Origin of the sequence: Streptomyces sp. NPDC051286 (assembly GCF_044455345.1) — a bacterium.
GTDB lineage: Bacteria > Actinomycetota > Actinomycetes > Streptomycetales > Streptomycetaceae > Streptomyces.
The window spans coordinates 1-16849 of the sequence record NZ_JBITER010000038.1; the positions used below are offsets into that span (position 1 = coordinate 1).

Annotated in this window: 18 protein-coding genes; 7 read left to right on the top strand and 11 right to left on the bottom strand. The window is 70.2% G+C overall.

Annotated features, from left to right (window positions below; genetic code table 11):
- From ACIBB8_RS28680 to ACIBB8_RS28700, 5 genes are all read right to left on the bottom strand, one after another.
- Window positions 1-212, bottom strand: a 212-nt coding sequence (locus ACIBB8_RS28680; RefSeq protein WP_398956932.1) for a DUF6507 family protein, incomplete at its 3' end; no start/stop codon positions are given.
- 156 nt (window positions 213-368) lie between these two features.
- The gene (locus ACIBB8_RS28685; RefSeq protein ID WP_398956934.1) at window positions 369-680 is read right to left on the bottom strand and encodes a pore-forming ESAT-6 family protein; all 312 of its coding nucleotides are present in this window, start codon (window positions 678-680) and stop codon (window positions 369-371) included.
- A 50-nt stretch (window positions 681-730) separates the two neighbouring features.
- On the bottom strand, window positions 731-1063 hold the full coding sequence (locus tag ACIBB8_RS28690) for a hypothetical protein (RefSeq protein ID WP_398956936.1): 333 nt from the start codon (window positions 1061-1063) through the stop codon (window positions 731-733).
- A 155-nt stretch (window positions 1064-1218) separates the two neighbouring features.
- Window positions 1219-2619 carry an NAD(P)/FAD-dependent oxidoreductase gene (locus ACIBB8_RS28695; protein WP_398956938.1) on the bottom strand — a complete coding sequence of 467 codons (1401 nt, stop codon included), beginning with the start codon at window positions 2617-2619 and terminating at the stop codon, window positions 1219-1221.
- Window positions 2616-3335: a rhomboid-like protein gene (locus tag ACIBB8_RS28700; protein ID WP_398956940.1), complete on the bottom strand. Its 720-nt coding sequence runs from the start codon at window positions 3333-3335 to the stop codon at window positions 2616-2618. The genes ACIBB8_RS28695 and ACIBB8_RS28700 overlap by 4 nt, the downstream gene beginning before the upstream one ends.
- A gap of 264 nt (window positions 3336-3599) precedes the next feature.
- On the opposite strand from ACIBB8_RS28700, the gene ACIBB8_RS28705 reads away from it, so the two are divergent.
- A complete protein-coding gene (locus ACIBB8_RS28705; protein WP_398957024.1) occupies window positions 3600-4073 on the top strand; it encodes a GNAT family N-acetyltransferase in 474 nt (157 codons plus the stop codon).
- A gap of 8 nt (window positions 4074-4081) precedes the next feature.
- Here the strand turns inward: ACIBB8_RS28705 and ACIBB8_RS28710 are convergent, their stop codons facing one another.
- Both ACIBB8_RS28710 and ACIBB8_RS28715 read right to left on the bottom strand, forming a co-directional pair.
- Complete coding sequence (locus ACIBB8_RS28710; protein ID WP_398956943.1) at window positions 4082-5104, bottom strand: zinc-binding dehydrogenase; 1023 nt, start codon at window positions 5102-5104, stop codon at window positions 4082-4084.
- A 46-nt stretch (window positions 5105-5150) separates the two neighbouring features.
- Window positions 5151-6350, bottom strand: coding sequence for an NAD(P)-binding protein (locus tag ACIBB8_RS28715; protein ID WP_398956944.1), 1200 nt, complete (start codon window positions 6348-6350; stop codon window positions 5151-5153).
- Window positions 6351-6462: 112 nt separating this feature from the next.
- Here ACIBB8_RS28715 and ACIBB8_RS28720 point away from each other — a divergent pair, with 112 nt between their 5' ends.
- Window positions 6463-7149 (top strand): pentapeptide repeat-containing protein, encoded by a 687-nt coding sequence (locus ACIBB8_RS28720; RefSeq protein WP_398956946.1) that lies wholly within the window; start codon window positions 6463-6465, stop codon window positions 7147-7149.
- 73 nt (window positions 7150-7222) lie between these two features.
- On the opposite strand, the gene ACIBB8_RS28725 is transcribed toward ACIBB8_RS28720, so the two are convergent.
- The gene (locus tag ACIBB8_RS28725; RefSeq protein WP_037692856.1) at window positions 7223-7720 is read right to left on the bottom strand and encodes a hypothetical protein; all 498 of its coding nucleotides are present in this window, start codon (window positions 7718-7720) and stop codon (window positions 7223-7225) included.
- Here ACIBB8_RS28725 and ACIBB8_RS28730 point away from each other — a divergent pair.
- Both ACIBB8_RS28730 and ACIBB8_RS28735 read left to right on the top strand, forming a co-directional pair.
- The gene (locus ACIBB8_RS28730) at window positions 7710-8402 is read left to right on the top strand and encodes an ankyrin repeat domain-containing protein (protein WP_398956949.1); all 693 of its coding nucleotides are present in this window, start codon (window positions 7710-7712) and stop codon (window positions 8400-8402) included. The two genes, ACIBB8_RS28725 and ACIBB8_RS28730, sit on opposite strands and share 11 nt — an antisense overlap.
- A gap of 66 nt (window positions 8403-8468) precedes the next feature.
- Window positions 8469-9854, top strand: coding sequence for a M1 family metallopeptidase (locus tag ACIBB8_RS28735; protein WP_398957026.1), 1386 nt, complete (start codon window positions 8469-8471; stop codon window positions 9852-9854).
- Between the two features lie 28 nt (window positions 9855-9882).
- Here the strand turns inward: ACIBB8_RS28735 and ACIBB8_RS28740 are convergent, their stop codons facing one another.
- Complete coding sequence (locus ACIBB8_RS28740) at window positions 9883-11385, bottom strand: M4 family metallopeptidase (RefSeq protein ID WP_398957028.1); 1503 nt, start codon at window positions 11383-11385, stop codon at window positions 9883-9885.
- A gap of 303 nt (window positions 11386-11688) precedes the next feature.
- Window positions 11689-12264 (bottom strand): TerD family protein, encoded by a 576-nt coding sequence (locus tag ACIBB8_RS28745; protein ID WP_398956951.1) that lies wholly within the window; start codon window positions 12262-12264, stop codon window positions 11689-11691.
- Between the two features lie 345 nt (window positions 12265-12609).
- Here ACIBB8_RS28745 and arfB point away from each other — a divergent pair, with 345 nt between their 5' ends.
- Entirely contained in the window at window positions 12610-13044 is a 435-nt protein-coding gene (gene arfB / locus ACIBB8_RS28750; protein ID WP_366692998.1) for an alternative ribosome rescue aminoacyl-tRNA hydrolase ArfB, read from the top strand.
- Window positions 13045-13129: 85 nt separating this feature from the next.
- On the opposite strand, the gene ACIBB8_RS28755 is transcribed toward arfB, so the two are convergent.
- A complete protein-coding gene (locus ACIBB8_RS28755) occupies window positions 13130-13636 on the bottom strand; it encodes a flavin reductase family protein (protein WP_398956954.1) in 507 nt (168 codons plus the stop codon).
- Window positions 13637-14030: 394 nt separating this feature from the next.
- On the opposite strand from ACIBB8_RS28755, the gene cdgB reads away from it, so the two are divergent.
- Together cdgB and ACIBB8_RS28765 are read left to right on the top strand one after the other, a co-directional pair.
- Complete coding sequence (gene cdgB / locus ACIBB8_RS28760; protein ID WP_398956956.1) at window positions 14031-15692, top strand: diguanylate cyclase CdgB; 1662 nt, start codon at window positions 14031-14033, stop codon at window positions 15690-15692.
- Window positions 15693-15855: 163 nt separating this feature from the next.
- The gene (locus ACIBB8_RS28765) at window positions 15856-16830 is read left to right on the top strand and encodes a CBM35 domain-containing protein (protein ID WP_398956958.1); all 975 of its coding nucleotides are present in this window, start codon (window positions 15856-15858) and stop codon (window positions 16828-16830) included.
- Window positions 16831-16849 lie beyond the last annotated feature (19 nt).

Consider the following 16849-nt stretch of genomic DNA (forward strand, 5'->3'; position numbering starts at 1 on the left):
ATGAACTTCAGGTCGCTCGTGGCGTGTTCGGCGTACTGCGACAGGGCCAGCGCGACGAGACCGCCGGCTGCCTTCTCACCGCCCTCGCCCCCGCCGTCGCCACCCTCGGCGGTGATCGTGCCCGCACTCGTCGCCGCCGACGTCAGATGCTCGCCGTACGACTTCGCGTACGTCTCGATCTTCCCCGCGGTCTCACCCGTCGTCTTCAGCACGCCCTGAATACCCTGCGGCTTCAGATCCCACCCGGTCACCAGCTAACCCCCGTGCCCAACTGGCCGGGCAACTGCCCGATCATCAAAGGTCCATCAAAAGATTCCGTACACGCCTGGCCCCCGAGGACTCCCGTCCCGGGGGCCCGCCCGCCCAGGTCAGCCGATGTTGTCGACTGCGGCCTTCGCCCGCGTGATGGTGTGCTGCGCGGTGCCGTCGTTCTTCTCCAGCGTCGTCTTCAGCAGCTGGATGATGTTCTTGACCTCCTGCGAGGCCCGGTTCCACCGCAGTTCCTTGCCGTGGTACTCGTCCGCGACACCGTCCGCGGTGAAGTCCGCCATCGCCGCCTTGACCTGGCCGTCCCGCGCCGCGATCACTTCCTCCAGACGCGCGATCACGACCTGGATATTGCCCTGCGCATCCGCCGACGCACCCGTGTCGTACGCACGACGGTCACTGTCACCAGCCATCAACAAACACTCCCCGTGAAATCTGTGGAACCCATGAAACCGAGAGGCGGTCAGCGTCCGCCGAAACGGGCCGCGTCGAAGTTCGCCGCACCCATCTGCTGCCGGGCGTTGTCGCCCTGCTCCTGGTCACCCGAACCGAACGCCTGCTCCATGCCCGACTGACCACCCAGCAGCGCCGAAAGCGAACCGTTCAACGCCGCCGTGATCTCGTCCGAACGATTCTTGAACGAGTCGAACGCCACCCGCCCCGCGCCGTTGAACTTCCCCTCCAACGGCGCGGCCGCCTGCACCAGCTGACGGATCAACGCGCCCAAGTCATCACTCGAACCACGCGACTGCGACGTCAGAGTCGACAGAACCTGCGCCCCCATGTCGAACTTCATGCGCTTCCCCCTGTCACACCAACTGATCCCATAGGGCGCCATCCTTGCGAACCCTGGCCCGGCGGTGCAACCGAGGGACCCCGCTGTGACCAACGCACGACAGGTCTGCGGGGACCCAATGCGCCCGAACAAGGACATCGGCGAACGAATGTTTTTCAGTGCCGTCCAGCCAGCCGGTCCGCCACCTTGGCGATCGGGTCGGTGGTGGCTTCGGCCGAGGTGAGTTCGCGGCGGTCCGCGGTGCGGTAGGCCGCGTACATGCCGTGGACGCCGATCCAGCGGAAGGGTTCCGGTTCCCAGCGGCGGACCTTGTGGTTGACCCAGGGGAGGGTGGTCAGGTCGGTGGGGCCCGACTGGCCGGAGTCCTGCTGGATCAGGTCGCGCAGGGTGCGGGCGGCGAGGTTGGTGGTGGCGACGCCGGAGCCGACGTAGCCGCCGGCCCAGCCGAGTCCGGTGGAGCGGTCGAGGGTGACCGTGGCGCACCAGTCGCGGGGGACGCCGAGGACGCCGGACCAGGCGTGGTCGATGCGGGCGCCCGCGGTGGTGGGGAAGAAGCGGACCAGGATCTCTCGGAGGGCCTCGATGGTGGCGGGCTGGGTGCGCCCGTCGTTGTCGGTACCGGAGCCGAAGCGATACGGGACGCCCCGGCCACCGAGTGCGATGCGGTCGTCGGCGGTGCGCTGGGCGTACATGTAGGCGTGGGCCGTGTCGCCGAGCGTTTCGCGGCCGTCCCAGCCGATGGTTTCCCAGACCGACTTCGGGAGCGGTTCGGTGACGATCATCGAGGAGTTCATCGGGAGCCAGGTGCGCTTCTGGCCCTTGAGGTTGGCCGTGAAGCCCTCGGTGCAGCGCAGGATGTACGGGGCGCGGACGGTGCCGTACGGGGTGTGGGCGTGCTTGGGCTTGATCTCGGTGACGGGTGTCGACTCGTGGATGGTGACGCCGAGCGCCTCGACGGCGTCGGCGAGCCCCTTGACGAGTTTGACCGGGTGCAGGCGGGCGCCGTGCGGTGTCCAGGTGGAGCCGACGGCTCCGGTGACGCGGATGCGTTCGGCGGTCTCGCGGGCGCCGCGCAGGACCCGGTCGGTCTCGCCGAAGGCGATCTCGACGGAGTGGAAGTCCTTGAGGCGGGCCAGTTGGGCCGCGGTGTAGGCCACTTCGAGGACGCCGCCCTGGTGGATGTCGGCGTCGATGTTCTCTTCGGTGGCGACGCGTACGACCTCGTCGACGGTGTCGTTCATCGCCTTCTGGAGGCGGACGGCGGCGTCGTGGCCGTGGAGTTTCGCGTAGCGGTCGCGGCCTGCGATGCCGTTGTAGAGCCAGCCGCCGTTGCGGCCGGAGGCGCCGTAACCGCAGAACTTCGCCTCGAGGACGGTGATGTTCAGGAAGGGGGCGGCCTTCTTGAGGTAGTACGCCGTCCAGAGTCCGGTGTATCCGCCGCCGACGATGCAGACGTCCGTGGTGGTGTCGCCGGGCAGGGGCTCGCGCGGGACAGGTGTGCCGTGGTCCGCGTACCAGAACGATATTCCGCCGTTGACCGTGCTGACCGTGCTCATGTTGCCCCTGCTCGTCCTTGTGAAGCCGAGTTCCTGTGTGGCGGGACGTTACTGCGCGGGGGCGGTTTCGTCCTCCCCAGGGTGAGCGGATAGCAGGCGAGACCGATGAGGACGGCGGTGATGTGGCCGAGGTCGGTGAAGGTGCGGCCCCTGATGAGGGGGATGCCGTAGACGACGAGGACGGCGAAGAGGTACCCGTACCGCAAGGGCCGGGAGACGTGGTACGTGAGGACGGCGACGACGCCCGCGAGTGCGTAACTGACCCCGACGTCCAGGGTGTGGACCGCCGACGCGGGTGCCTCTCCGTGCCGGACGGCCCAGGCGAGGACGCCCTCGCTGACGAGGGTGGCCAGGATGTGGGCGAGCGCCGCAACCGCCAACCAGCGCAGCGTGCCGAGCCAGCGTTCGGCGGGGGCGTGGAAGACCGTGAAGAGGAAGGCGTACGGGAGCCACTTGCCGCTGTCGATCCAGAAGGCGCTGGAGATGAGGACACGTACCGGGTCGCGGATGAGCTCGTGGATGTTGGTCGAGTGCTGACGCAGGAAGTCCTCCTCGAAGTCGGGGGACATCTGATGCACCACGACCGTGGTGACGAAGAGGGCCGTCAGCCAGATGTACGTGCCGGGCGCGCTGCGGATCCAGAAGCGGACGGCGCGCAGGGCGCGCCTCGGGAGGGAGAGCGGGTTCGCGGGCGGGGCCGGGCTGCTGGGGGGCATAACCGATTGACGCACGGGCCTACGACCGGGTGCGTGATTGACATTCCGGACGCGCTGATCGCCACCCGGTCCAAGTACACCGGCGAGACCGGGCGGGTGCTCCTGGCCGCGCTTCCGGAGCTCGCGGACCGGTTCCTGGGCGAGCGGAGGCTGCGGCCGGACGAGAGAGCCGCTTGGGGCCGGAGCCGGCGGACATCGCCCGGCAGCTGCGGGGCCAGGGACAGCGGGAAGACGGTGGTCGGGGCGGCTGCTTACGCTGCTCCCATGATTCGTACCGCTACTGCTGCCGATGTCCCCGTCATCCATTCCATGGTCCGCGATCTCGCCGAGTACGAGAAGGCGCTCCACGAGGTGAACGCCACCGAGGAGCAGCTGTACGAGGCGTTGTTCGGCGAGCGGCCCGCCGCGTATGCGCACATCGCCGAGTCGGACGAGGACGGGGAGATCGTGGGCTTCGCGCTCTGGTTCCTGAATTTCTCGACGTGGCGCGGGGTGCACGGCATCTACCTGGAGGACCTGTACGTACGCCCCGACCGGCGTGGCGGCGGGCACGGCAAGGCGCTGCTGACGGAGCTGGCACGGATCTGTGTGGAGCGGGGGTACGAGCGTCTGGAGTGGTCGGTGCTGAACTGGAACGCCCCGTCCATCGCGTTCTACGAGTCGCTGGGTGCGCGCCCGCAGGACGAGTGGACGGTGTACCGGCTGACGGACGGGGCGCTGGTGAAGCTCGGCGGCTGACCGAGGTCCTAGGAGTATTGCCTCGAGAGGCCGGGGACGAGGACGACCTTGCCGATCGTGCCGCGCGTCTCCAGGGCGCGGTGGGCGGCGGCCGCCTCGGCGAGCGGGAAGCGCTGGACGGCGGGACGCAGGCGGCCCGCGGCGGCTTCGGCGAGCGAGCGTTCTTCGAGGGCGCGCAGGCCGCCCGCCTTCTGCATCATCACCGGGCCGAGGACGCCCTGGGAGGTGATGCCGCGTTCGGCGAGCTCCTCGTCGGTGAAGGTGAGCGGGGACCCGTTGTGAAGTCCCTCACCGGACCAGCCGAAGACGATGTGCTGCCCGCCCTTGCCGAGGAGGCCGACGGCGGCGCGCGCGGTGACGCCGCCGACGGAGTCGTAGACGACGGTGGCGCGGCGGCCGAGGCCGTCGAGGTAGGTACGGACCCGGGCCGGCCAGTCGGGGAGGGTGTAGTCGACGGCGAGGTCGGCGCCGTTGGCCTGCACCGCTGCGACCTTGGCGGGTCCGCCGGCGAGGCCGATGACGGTGGCTCCGGCGTGCTTGGCGTACTGGACGAGCAGGGTGCCGATGCCGCCCGCAGCGGCGGGGACGACGGCGATCGAGTCGGGGCCGAGCTCGGTGAACTGCAGGATGCCCAGGGCGGTGCGGCCGGTGCCGATCATGGCGACGGCCTCGGCCTCGTCGAGGCCGGGCGGGATCGGGTGGAGCTTGTCGGCGTCGGTGACGGCGAGTTCGGCGTAGCCGCCGGGGGCCATGCCGAGGTGGGCGACGACGCGGCTGCCCAGCCAGCCGGGGTCGGTGCCCTCACCGAGCGCGTCGACCGTTCCGGCGACTTCGCGGCCGGGGACGGTGGGCAGCTCGGCGGGGGCCGGGAACGGCCCCGTCATGCCCTCGCGCAGGGCGGCGTCGAGGAGGTGCACACCGGCCGCGGCGACGGCGATCCGGACCTGGCCGGGGCCGGGTACCGGGTCGTCGGTCGTCTCGTACGTGAGGTTCTCGGCGGGGCCGAAGGTGTGGAGGCGGACGGCATGCATGGTGTGCTCCCCGGGTCGGTTGGCTCTCGGGGATCACCCTCCGACCTCAACCGCGCTCGAGGTCAAGCGTCCGACGGGTCGACCGCGGCTGTTCGCTCGCGCCGAGCGCGAGCACGGCGGCCTCCATTCCACTGTTGAACGACACCTCGCTGAGCAGTCCGGGCGCCGCGACCTGGTCGCCCGCGAGGTAGATGCCGTTGCCGCGGTCGATGGCCGGCCGGTCCCGCCAGGTGGTGCCGGGGCGGTCGACCGCGCCCGTACGGCCGGTGGCGAGAGCCTCGCGCCGCCACTCGACGCGGTCGCGCCAGCCGGGGAAGCCGAGGTCGAGGACGTCTTCGGCACGGGCGATGCCCGCCGCCTTCGACTCGCCCGGGGCGACGGGGAACTGGCCCTGGAGGAGCTGCCGACCCGCCGGGGCAAGGGTGTGGTCCTGGGCAGTGAAGCGTTCGATCCAGCCGGGGGCGTCCAGGTCGGAGACGGCGAAGGCGTCGCCGCGCCGGGTGCGCAGGGCCAGGTCGATCAGAGCGGTTCGGCCGCTGTCCCAGGTCAGCGTGGGGTCGCAGAGCAGCCCGCGGGCGGCGTCGAGGGAGGTGGCGACGATGACGGGGCCGCTGCGGGCCAGGTCGTCGAGGGCGCTCGGATCGATCCGGCTCACCGTCTCTATCCGGACGCTCAGGTTCCAGGCGCGTGCGGCCATCCGGTCGACGACCTGAGCCCAGCCGCCGACCGGGTAGCGGGCCTCGGGCGGCAAGGCGGCGGCGCGGCGCAGCCGCTCCTGGACGAACGCGGCGGAGAGCGAACCGGGGTCGTGGTGGAAGAGCGCGACGGCGGCGAAGTGCGCGGCTGTGCGGGCGCCCTCCTCGCCGACCTGGGCGGTGGCCCAGGTGTGGAAGTCGGTGTCGACGGGGGCGTGTTCGGTCCGGCGTCGGGTCAGCCGGAGGAGGGTGAGGGGTGGGGTCCTGCGCAGGGCGCCGCCCAGCCGGAAGCGGAGCCTGGCGGCCTGCCGCAGCGGCACGGTGGCCATCGCGCCGAGAAGGTCACGCTGTGCCAGCCAGGCCCAGTGCGGTCCGTGGCGGTAGAGGGCGTGAGGTCCTTCATTGGTGAGGTACGGGCCTTCGGCGGTCCTGGCGCGGCCGCCGAGGGTGTGGTGGGCCTCATGGACGGTCACCAGGGCGCCGGACTCGGCGGCTGTGATCGCTGCGGTGAAGCCGGCGACGCCGCCGCCGATGATGTGGATGCGCTGCATGTGTACCGGTCTCCTCGTCGTCGGAACGATGACAAAGAGGTGACGTCCTGAAGGGGCCCGGGTGTGACATCGACGCGGGGGCGTTGTCAGTGGTGTGGGTCACGATGGGGTCATGGCACGTAACAGCAGGAGTGGTGGCGGGAAGGACGCCGTGGCGGCGGCGCGACGGCCGGAGGTGCGGTTGCCACCACTCGTTCCGTACGACCGGGTGGGGCTGGAGCCGGACGGGGACTACGACGGTGTGCGGTTCGAGGGGACGGACCTCTCGGACGAGTCGGGTCCGGGCGCCCGGTTCATGGACTGCGCGCTGGAGGGATGCGCGCTCGACCGTACGGAGCTGATCAGGGCCCGCTTCATCGACTCGGTCCTGACGGGGGTGCGGGGGGTGGGCACCGATCTCGCGGGGGCGTCGCTGCGTGATGTGGAGGTGGTGGACGCGCGGCTGGGCGGGGTGCAGCTGCACGGTGCGGTGCTGGAGCGGGTCCATGTGCGCGGCGGGAAGATCGACTATCTGAACCTGCGCACGGCGCGGCTGAAGGACGTGGTCTTCGAGGGCTGCGTGCTGTCCGAGCCGGACTTCGGGGGCGCGCAGCTGGTGCGGGTGGAGTTCCGGGACTGTGTGCTGAAGCGGGCCGACTTCAGTTCCGTGCGGATGGAGTCGGTGGACCTGCGGACGGCCGCCGAGCTGGACATCGCCCGTGGCGTGGAGCGGCTGGCGGGGGCGGTGATCAGCCCGGTGCAGCTGACGGAACTGGCCCCGGCGTTCGCGGCGCAGATCGGGGTGCGGGTGGAGGCGTAGGGGGTGTCCGGCGGGTCATGGCCGGGTCCCTGATCCGCCGGACACCCCCAGCCGGTTTCCACGGATCCGCTCGTCAGACCCGGGGGAAGCGGGCCTGGAGGTCCCAGATCACGGGGTTGTCGGCGAGCCCCTCGTGCATGTCGGCGAGGTCCGCGATCAGGTCGTGCAGGAAGTCGCGGGCCTCGCGGCGCAGCAGGGAGTGGCTGAAGGTGAGCGGGGGCTCGTCGCCGGGCATCCAGTCGGCTTCGACATCGACCCAGCCGAAGCGGCGCTCGAAGAGCATCCGGTCGGACGACTCGGTGAAGTCCAGCTCGGCGAACTGACGTCGGTGCGAGCGGCTGCCGCGGGGGTCCTGGTCGATCTGCTCGACGATGTCGCAGAGCGCCCAGGCGAAGTCGAGCACGGGCACCCATCCCCAGGCTGTGGATACCTCGCGGTCCGCCTTGGTGTCCGCGAGGTAGACGTCCCCGGAGAACAGGTCGTGCCGCAGGGCGTGGACGTCCGCGCGGCGGTAGTCGGTCTGCGGGGGATCGGGGAAGCGTCGGGAGAGGGAGTAGCCGATGTCGAGCACAGTTCGATGGTGTCATGCCCGGGAGTGCACCGACGCCGGAGCGATGGGTCGCCCCACGGCCCCCGGGACCGTGGGCGCCTGGCGCCGCGGCGGTCCTCGCCGCAGGCGGACCGGCTCACGGCAGCAGCCGCTGTTCCTTCGCCACGGCCACGGCGCCCGCGCGGGTGTCGACGTCCGCGACGAGGAGCGGCGCACCCCGCTGCTCCTCGCCGTCCACGGCGACCACGTCGAGCTCGCCCGGCTGCTCGTCGAGGCGGGTGCGGACCCCGATGCGCAGGACCGGCGCGAGGACAGTTCCTGGCTGGCGACCGGCGTCACCGGCAGCGTCGCGATGCTGCACACGCTGCTGCCGGCCGGTCCCGACCTGAAGCTCCGTAACCGCTTCGGCGGCATCGCGCTGATCCCGGCGAGTGAGCGTGGCCATGTCGGTTACGTACGGGAGCTGCTCCGGGTCACGGACATCGACGTCGACCATGTCAACCGGCTCGGCTGGACCGCCCTGCTGGAGGCCGTGATCCTGGGCGACGGCGGCCGTGCGCACCAGGAGATCGTCGAACTGCTGCTGGCGGCGGGCGCGACCCCCGGTCTGCCGGACGGCGACGGGGTGACGGCGCTGGAACACGCGGAGCGGCGCGGGTTCGCGGAGATCGCGGCGCTGCTGCGGAACCGGACCCCGAGGTGAGCATTCACCGATCCGCCAAACCGACATTCCGCACATAGGATTATCTGCGTGCGTCCCACCGCTCTGATCCTGGTCCTCGTCACGACCACCGTGGTTTCTCTCGGCACCGCCTGCTCCGCCGGGATCGGTGGTGTGCAGGGCACCCCCGGCGCCGCCGGTCTGCGCGACCCGTACTTCCCGAAGGCCGGCAACGGTGGGTACGACGTCACTCATTACGACCTCACCCTCGACGTCGACCCGGCCGCCCAGCACCTGCGCGGCACCGCCGTGATCACCGCGCGCGCCACCCAGGACCTCAGCGCCTTCAATCTCGACCTGGCCGGGCTGACCGTCGAGTCCGCGCAGGTCGAGGGCCGCCCGGCCGCCGTCAACCGGGCGGCCCACGAACTGACCCTGCGCCCCGATGCCGAGGTGGAGAGCCACCTCCACAAGGGCAGGACGTTCCGTACGGTCGTCCGCTACTCCGGTTCCCCGCTGACCCTCACCGACCCGGACAGGTCGAAGGAGGGCTGGCTGAGGACGGCGGACGGATCGGTGGCGCTCGGTGAGCCGGTCGGGGCGATGGCTTGGTTCCCCGGCAACAACCACCCGAGCGACAAGGCGTCCTACGACCTCACGGTCACCGTTCCCAAGGGCCTGACCGCCGTGTCCAACGGCGAGCTGACCTCCCGTAGGACCTCCGGTGCCACCACCACGTTCCACTGGCACACCGCCGCGCCCATGGCGACCTATCTCGCGACGCTCACCATCGGGCACTTCGACACGAAGGCGTCGACGACCCCCGACGGCATCAAGGTGTTCACGGCCGTGGACCCGAAGTCGGCGGCGGCGAGCGCCCGGACCCTGGCCCGGATCCCCGAGGTCGTGCGGTGGGAGGCCGAGCGCTTCGGCCCGTATCCGTTCTCCTCGACCGGCGCGATCGTCGAGCGCGCGAACGACTCCGGGTATGCGCTGGAGACCCAGAACCGGCCGTTCTTCCCCGGCCCGCCGGGGATCGGGCTCCTCGTCCACGAGATGTCCCACCAGTGGTTCGGGAACTCCGTCACGCCCGAGAGCTGGCGGGACATGTGGCTCAACGAGGGCTTCGCGACGTACGCGGAATGGCTGTGGCAGGCGGACAAGGAGGGCGTCCCCGTCCAGGACAGCTTCGACCGCGCCTTCGCGAGCGATGCCAACTGGGCGTTCCCGCCGACCGATCCGCCGACGACCGCGGACATCTCGCAGGCGCCGGTGTACGGGCGCGGGGCGATGGTGATCCACAAGATCCGGCAGGCGATGGGCGACGACAAGCGGTTCTTCGCCCTCGTCAGGGGCTGGACGAAGGCGCACCGGCACGGCAACGCGTCGACGGCCGACTTCACCGCCTATGCGGAGAAGACGACCGGCCTGGATCTGACGAGCCTGTGGAACACCTGGCTCTACGGCAGGAGCCGGCCCGCCACGAAGGGCTGACCGGCTCCCGGAACCGCAGATGCGGGGGTTACTTCACGTTGATTCCGGACCAGGCGGCGGCGACGGCCGCGTACTCCGTGCTTCCCGCCCCGTACAGATCGGTCGCCGCCTTCAGGGTCGCGGTCCGCGCCCCGGCGTAGTTGGTGGTCGACGTCATGTAGGTGGAGAGGGCCCGGTACCAGATCTGAATGGCCTTGTCGCGCCCGATCCCCGTGATCGTGGAGCCGTTGGAGGTCGGCGAGTTGTAGGAGACTCCGTTGATGGTCTTCGCGCCGCTGCCCTCGGACAGCAGGTAGAAGAAGTGGTTGGCGGGCCCGGACGAGTAGTGGACGTCGAGGCTGCCGACCTTCTTCGACCAGTAGTCGGCGGAGGCGCCGTCCTTGCTCGGCTGGTCCATGTAGCGCAGCGGGGTGCCGTTGCCCCTGATGTCGATCTTCTCACCGACGAGGTAGTCGCCGACGTCGTTGCTGTTGGCGGCGTAGAACTCGACCGAGTTACCGAAGATGTCGCTGGTCGCCTCGTTGAGGCCGCCCGACTCGCGGCTGTAGTTCAGACCGGCGGTGGACGCGGTCAGACCGTGGCTCATCTCGTGCCCGGCGACGTCCAGCGAGGTGAGCGGCTTGAGGTTGCCCGAGCCGTCGCCGTACGTCATGCAGAAGCAGCTGTCCGACCAGAAGGCGTTGACGTACGCGTTGCCGTAGTGGACCCGGGAGTACGCGGCCCTGCCGTCGCCCGCGATGCCGTTGCGTCCCAGGACGTTCTGGTAGAAGTCCCAGGTCATGGCGGCGCCGTAGTGGGCGTCGACGGCGGCGGTCTGACGGTTGGTCGCGAGACCGTTGCCCCAGATGTCGTCGGCGTCGGTGAAGAGGGTCCCGGTGCCGGCGCTGCCGCCGTTCAGGTCGTACGTGTTGTGGCCGCCGCGACCGCCGTCGGTCAGGTTGTAGCCGGACCCGGAGGCCGTCGTGCCCAGGTTCACCGTGCCGCTGTACTGGCTGGTGCCGGACCCGGTCTCGATGCCCTCGTACGCGTAGAGCTCCTTGCCGGTGGTGGCGTCCGTGATGACGTGACGCTCGCTGGGCGTCCCGTCGTGCTGGGTGCCCTTGACCACGTTCTCGTAGGCGAGCGTGGGCTTGCCGCTGGCGGCCCAGATCACCTTCCGCGCACCGGCCTTGGCGGCGAGTGCGGCGGTCGTCGACGGGACGGCGATGTCGGCGGCGGTGGCCTTGGAGACCCCCTTGAGTGAACCGTCCTTACGAGTGTGGGTGACGAGGTCGCCGCCGAGGACGGGCAGTCCGTCGTAGGTGCGCTCGTATCGGGTGTGAACCGTGCCGTCGGCGTCCTTGATCACATCGCGGACGACGAGCTTTTCCTTGCCGCCGAGCTTGATCTTCGCGGCGGTCGAGGCGGCCCCGGCCTGGGCCTCCTTGAGGGCTGAGACCCGCTGGGACGCGCTGAGAGGCAGGGCGGTGGCCCCGGACTCGCGGTCCTGGGCCGCACCGGCCGGACCTGCTTGTACGCCGACGACGACCATGGCGGCGGTTGCGGCAAGAGCGGCGGCACGCAGAGTGGTTCTCACTCGTTCTCCTTCACTCGGTCCATGAGCTCCGTGAGGGGGCTGCGGAGAGAGTGGCACCGAACCGCCCGTATTGGCAGGGGCGCGTCAAGGATTTGACCGGATCTTGTCCGTCTGTGAGGGAGCATCATCCGATATGCGGCATACGGTCATCGGTGTCTTGGCGGTGGCCGACGGCAGGCGGACGAACGGGAGCCCCTGGCCGAAAACGATCGGCCGGGGGCTCCCATTGTCCGGGCCTTCAGGCCCCTGGGCTCTGCGTCAGAGGTTGACGCCGAAGTCCTGTGCGATGCCGCGCAGGCCCGAGGCGTAACCCTGGCCCACCGCGCGGAACTTCCACTCCGCGCCGTTGCGGTACAGCTCGCCGAAGACCATCGCGGTCTCGGTGGCGGCGTCCTCGCTCAGGTCGTAGCGGGCGATCTCGACGCCGCCGGCCTGGTTGATGATGCGGATGAACGCGTTGCGCACCTGGCCGAAGTTCTGGCTGCGCGTCTCGGCGTCGTAGATGGAGACCGGGAAGACGATCTTGTCGACGTCGGCAGTGAGGCCCGCCAGGTTGACGTTGATCTGCTCGTCGTCGCCCTCGCCCTGGCCCGTGACGTTGTCACCGGTGTGGACGATGGTCTGGTCCGGCGTCGACTTGTTGTTGAAGAAGACGAAGTGGCCGTCGGAGACGACCTTCCCCGCCGCGTTCACCGCGATCGCCGAGGCGTCGAGGTCGAAGTCGGTGCCGGTGGTGGTACGGACGTCCCAGCCGAGGCCGACCGTGACGGCGGTCAGGCCCGGGGCCTCCTTGGTGAGCGAGACGTTGCCGCCCTTGGACAGGCTTACTGCCATGGGAAGTCCCTTTCATCGTCGTGTGCGGGCTTCATGCGTTCACGAAGCTACCGTCACCCGTCATAACGCAGGCGAAGGACCGAGAGGTTCCTGGTCTCTTTGCTTTCTTTACGGCCGGGTGCGCGATAGAGAGTGGATCAGCGAGCGGCGTCATGGGGCTTCGAATCCAAGGCGGAGGAGTGAGGCGACGCGGAGCGTCGTCGACCGACGACAACGCCGGAGGCGGAGTCGCATGACGCCGGGAGCCCGCTCGCTATCGTGCACCCGGCCGTTACCGAATGCGCAGCCGGAGCGACGGCCGGGCACGGCAAAAGAAGGTGACGAACAGGTCCCCGGCCAGGGAACATGGGTGTCATGTCCGGGCCCTATGTCATCCGTGGTTCGGTCTCCCTGCCGGAGGCCGAACTCATGTGGCGTTTCTCGCGGTCCTCCGGGCCCGGCGGTCAGCACGTCAACACCAGCGACTCCCAGGTGGAGCTGCGCTTCGACCTCGCGGCGACCGAGTCGCTTCCGGAGGTATGGAAGGAGCGGGCGCTCCAGCGCCTGGAGAGCCGGCTGGTGGGCGGCGTGGTCGCCGTACGGGCTTCGGAGCACCGCTCCCAGTGGCGCAACCGCGAGACCGCACTCGTCCGCCTCGCCGCCCTGCTGGCCGAAGCCACCGCGCCGCCCCCCAAGCCGCGCCGCAAGACCAGGATCCCGCGCGGGATCAACGAGCGGCGGCTGCGCGAGAAGAAGCAGCGCGGCGACACGAAGCGCGGCCGCTCCGGCCGCGACTGGTAGGCGGCGTCCGCGGCCGCTCCGGCGGCGGACGGGTCGCACCCGCGATCCGTTCCGGCCCCGACCGGACGGCGCCGGTGACTCCCGGTCAGCTCAGCTGCCGGTAGCGCCCCCGGAAGTACGTCAGCGGCCCGCCGTCCGCGCTCGGCAGCGCCGCGCTCACCACCCGCCCGATCACCAGGGTGTGGTCGCCCGCGAGCACCCGCTGCTCCGTGCGGCACTCCAGAGTGGCAAGAGCGCCGCTGATCAGCGGCGCGCCGGACACCTCTCCCCGTACGTAGGGGATGTCGTCGAACAGCAGCCGATCGCTGATCCGGCCCTTCATCGCGAACCGTCCCGCGATGTGCCGCTGGCTCTCCGCGAGCACGGAGACCGCCCACAACGGCTGCTCGCCCAGCAGGTCGTCCATCCGGGAGCCGTTGCGCAGGCTCACCAGGACCAGGGGCGGGTCCAGTGACACGGACATGAAGGCGGTTGCCGTCATCCCCACGTCCTCGCCGCGCCCGTCCTCGTCGAGCGGCGGCTCCTGGGCGGTGATCAGCACCACGCCTGCGGCCAGCCGGGCGAGGGCGCCGCGGAACTCCTCGTTGCTCACCCCTTCAGCATGGGGGACGGGCTCGGATCGTGGGGTGGGGGGTTTCGTCTGCAACACACCGGCACGCTAGCCGTAGCCCGCGCGCGGTCGCATCGGGCCAGGGGACCAGCCGGGTCCTAGGACTCCGGCCCCATGGGGCCGCACCGCCACGGCACAACGCGACGAGGCGCGGCGCCGCGCAACGTACAGATGTGCGTTCGAGAAGAGGAAGGGCCTCTTCCGGAGGTCGCTCGGTCCCCTTCATCATCTGTTGTGACTTGAGTCACAGGGGGCACTATTTGTTGACCCTGTGTACCGGGTGCACAGCTCACTGTGATTCAGTGGCTGTGACACTGCGAACAAGTACGTCGATATGAAGCCTGGAGTGCTGTCGAGGTCTCGGGGAGTGCGATCAATGGAGGCCGAGTCGGAGCCGTACGTTCGTCTAGCGACGATGCGGCAGCTGCATCAGGCCGTCGCCGATCTCAACACGGCGCGGAGCCTGGCCGACACACTGCAGACCGTGGCCGACGGAATCGTCGCCGGTCTTGGGTACGAGCTGGCTTGCGTCAACCTTGTCCGCCCCGACGGCGACCTCGTCGTCGCCGCGTTCGCGGGCAACTCCGCCGCCGAAGCGCTGATCACCGGCCGCGTCGGCTCGCGCACCTCCTGGGAGCGCAGGCTCTCCATGGGGGAGCGCTGGGACGATCTCTGTTTCATACCGCACACCGACGGCTGGGTCCTCCTCGACGACGACGTACCGCAGTGGCACACCGAGGGGCCGGAGCCCCGCTTCGAGGACGAGTGGCATCCGCAGGACCGGCTCTACGCCCCGATGTACGCGTCCGGCGGCGGCCGGGACCTCCTCGGCGTCATATCCGTCGACCGCCCGCGCAACGGCCGCCGCCCCGGCGCCTGGGGTCGCGAGGCCCTCCAGATGTACGCGTCCCAGTCGGCCATTGCGATCAGCAACGCCCGGCTCCGAGCGAACATGCAGCGTGCCCTGGTCCGGCTCGAACGGGAGCAGCAGGCGCTGCGGGCCAGCGAGGAATCCTTTCGCCAGGCCTTCGAGTACGCCCCCAGCGGTATGGCCATCGCCGAGATGGGCGGCGACCAGCACGGCCGGCTGCTGCGCACCAACGACGCACTGTGCCGGCTCCTCGGCCGGCCCGCCTCCGTCCTGCGCCGCTACTCCTTCGCCGACCTCGTGCACCCCGAGGACGTCGGCACCCTGCTGCGCACGTCCGCCGAGGGCGGCCGGGCCGAGCTGCGGCTCGGGCGCCGGGACGGCACCTACCTCTGGGTCTCGCTGCGCAACTCCGTCGTCGCGGACACCACCGACGGCCCCCGCTTCCTCCTCACCCATGTGGAGGACATCGAGGAGCGCAAGCGCCACGAGCTGCACCTCGCGCACCGCGCCTCGCACGACGCGCTCACCGGCCTGCCCAACAGCGCCGAGCTGCGCGCCCGGCTCGGTGCCCGGCTCTGCGAGCGCCCGCACTCGGCGGCGACCACCGCCGTGGAGGCGCTGGACGCGGCGTACGGCGACGTCGAGGACATGGACGCCCGGACGCACGGCTTCCGGGCCGACGGCTTCGAGGCGGACGCGGTGGCGGGCGGCGGCCCGTACGACCACCATGTGCACGCGGTGGCGCCCGACAGCGAGCAGGACGACGGGACGAAGGGGCTGGCGGTCCTCTTCTGCGACCTCGACGGCTTCAAATCCATCAACGACCGCTTCGGGCACCACACCGGCGATGCCGTCCTGATCGAGGTCGCCCGGCGGCTCACCACCTGTGTGCGCGACGGCGACACCGTCGCCCGGCTCGGGGGTGACGAGTTCGTCGTCCTCGCGGACGGGCTCGGTGCCGCGGACGCCGCAGACCTGGCCGTACGGTTGCGCAACGCCATCATTCCCCCCATTCGGGTGGATGGCCGTGCGGTGCGGGTCGGGGCGAGTTTCGGGATCGGCTGGGCCGGCTGCGGCATGACCGCCGAAGAGGTGCTGCGCTCTGCCGACCAGCGGATGTATGTGGAGAAGCGGTCGCGGTCGAAGGTTCACCGCAGAGCCGGCTGACGTTCACGGCAGGTCCGTTCCGGTAACCCGCCCCGGTTCCGGCACGGCACCCCGAAGGCCGACGGCAATTCTTGGTGTGCTCCGTTCGAGGTAGGCTCGGCCGGTCGGCGACGGCTGGCGATATTCGGCGACGGCTGGCGACATGGTGAGGAGTGACCCAGGGATGACGGCCGGGAACAACGGCGCAAGCACACCCGAGGACGACGATCCGTTCGGCTACCTGTACGAGGACGGGCAGGCGTCCGGCGCCCAGTCGCCACGGCAGGGCGGCTACGGCTATCCGGGTCCTGCCTCGCAGCCCGGCGTGCCCAGAACCTCGTACAACCAGGTGCGGACGGTCGGCGAGCGCCAGTACGGGCAGCAGGTGCCGCCGCAGCCGTACGGCGGGCAGCAGCAGGCGCAGTACGGCGGGCCGAACGCCCAGTACGCCGCCCCGGAGACGTACCCCGGCGGTCCCGCCGGGCACGTTCCGGTGCAGGGCGGCCGCGGCCGCAGCGGCGGTCCCGGCAACGGCGGTCCGAACACCAAGGGCCTGCTGATCGGTGCGATCGCGGTCGTCGCGGTCGTCCTCGTCGGCATCGGCGTCGCGATGGTCACGAACAACGGCAAGGACAGCAACAAGAAGGACGAGGCCACCACCTCGGACGGTCCCACCGGTCAGGTCGAGGAGTCCCCGAAGCCGAAGCAGTCCGAGACATCCTCCGAGGCCTCGGAGGAGCTGCCGAAGCAGGACGCCGCGACGCTGAAGCTCGGCGGCGCGGCCACCGTCGAGAAGACCATCAAGGGCGCCGAGGGCGCGGACGGCGTGTACGTCAACGGCTTCAACCAGCCGGGCTCCTCGGTGACCTGGAAGGCGCCGATGAAGACGGCGGGCTCGTACCGGCTGACGGTGCGGTACGCCATCCCGGCCAAGGACGCCAACGCCACGCTGACGGTCAACGGCAAGGCCAACAGCCAGCCCATCGGTCTGAAGAACTTCGTGCACTCCACGGACCCGAACTGGGAGAAGAACTGGCAGACCACATGGGCGCCGGTCACCTTGAACCAGGGCGACAACGAGATCAAGATCTCGTGCGAGACCGGTAATCAGTGCGACGTGATTCTCGACTGGCTCGAGGTCACGTCGGCGAACGGCTGAGCACTCCCGAAACCGATCT

Coding starts and splice junctions, on each gene's coding strand:
- ACIBB8_RS28715 (WP_398956944.1), bottom strand. CDS start 6,350: ATGCAGCGCATCCACATCATCGGCGGCGGCGTCGCCGGCTTCACCGCA.
- arfB (WP_366692998.1), top strand. CDS start 12,610: ATGGGTGTCATGTCCGGGCCCTATGTCATCCGTGGTTCGGTCTCCCTG.
- ACIBB8_RS28685 (WP_398956934.1), bottom strand. CDS start 680: ATGGCTGGTGACAGTGACCGTCGTGCGTACGACACGGGTGCGTCGGCG.
- ACIBB8_RS28740 (WP_398957028.1), bottom strand. CDS start 11,385: ATGGTCGTCGTCGGCGTACAAGCAGGTCCGGCCGGTGCGGCCCAGGAC.
- ACIBB8_RS28765 (WP_398956958.1), top strand. CDS start 15,856: ATGACGGCCGGGAACAACGGCGCAAGCACACCCGAGGACGACGATCCG.
- ACIBB8_RS28720 (WP_398956946.1), top strand. CDS start 6,463: ATGGCACGTAACAGCAGGAGTGGTGGCGGGAAGGACGCCGTGGCGGCG.
- ACIBB8_RS28705 (WP_398957024.1), top strand. CDS start 3,600: ATGATTCGTACCGCTACTGCTGCCGATGTCCCCGTCATCCATTCCATG.
- ACIBB8_RS28695 (WP_398956938.1), bottom strand. CDS start 2,619: ATGAGCACGGTCAGCACGGTCAACGGCGGAATATCGTTCTGGTACGCG.
- ACIBB8_RS28710 (WP_398956943.1), bottom strand. CDS start 5,104: ATGCATGCCGTCCGCCTCCACACCTTCGGCCCCGCCGAGAACCTCACG.
- ACIBB8_RS28690 (WP_398956936.1), bottom strand. CDS start 1,063: ATGAAGTTCGACATGGGGGCGCAGGTTCTGTCGACTCTGACGTCGCAG.
- cdgB (WP_398956956.1), top strand. CDS start 14,031: ATGGAGGCCGAGTCGGAGCCGTACGTTCGTCTAGCGACGATGCGGCAG.
- ACIBB8_RS28745 (WP_398956951.1), bottom strand. CDS start 12,264: ATGGCAGTAAGCCTGTCCAAGGGCGGCAACGTCTCGCTCACCAAGGAG.
- ACIBB8_RS28730 (WP_398956949.1), top strand. CDS start 7,710: ATGTCGAGCACAGTTCGATGGTGTCATGCCCGGGAGTGCACCGACGCC.
- ACIBB8_RS28700 (WP_398956940.1), bottom strand. CDS start 3,335: ATGCCCCCCAGCAGCCCGGCCCCGCCCGCGAACCCGCTCTCCCTCCCG.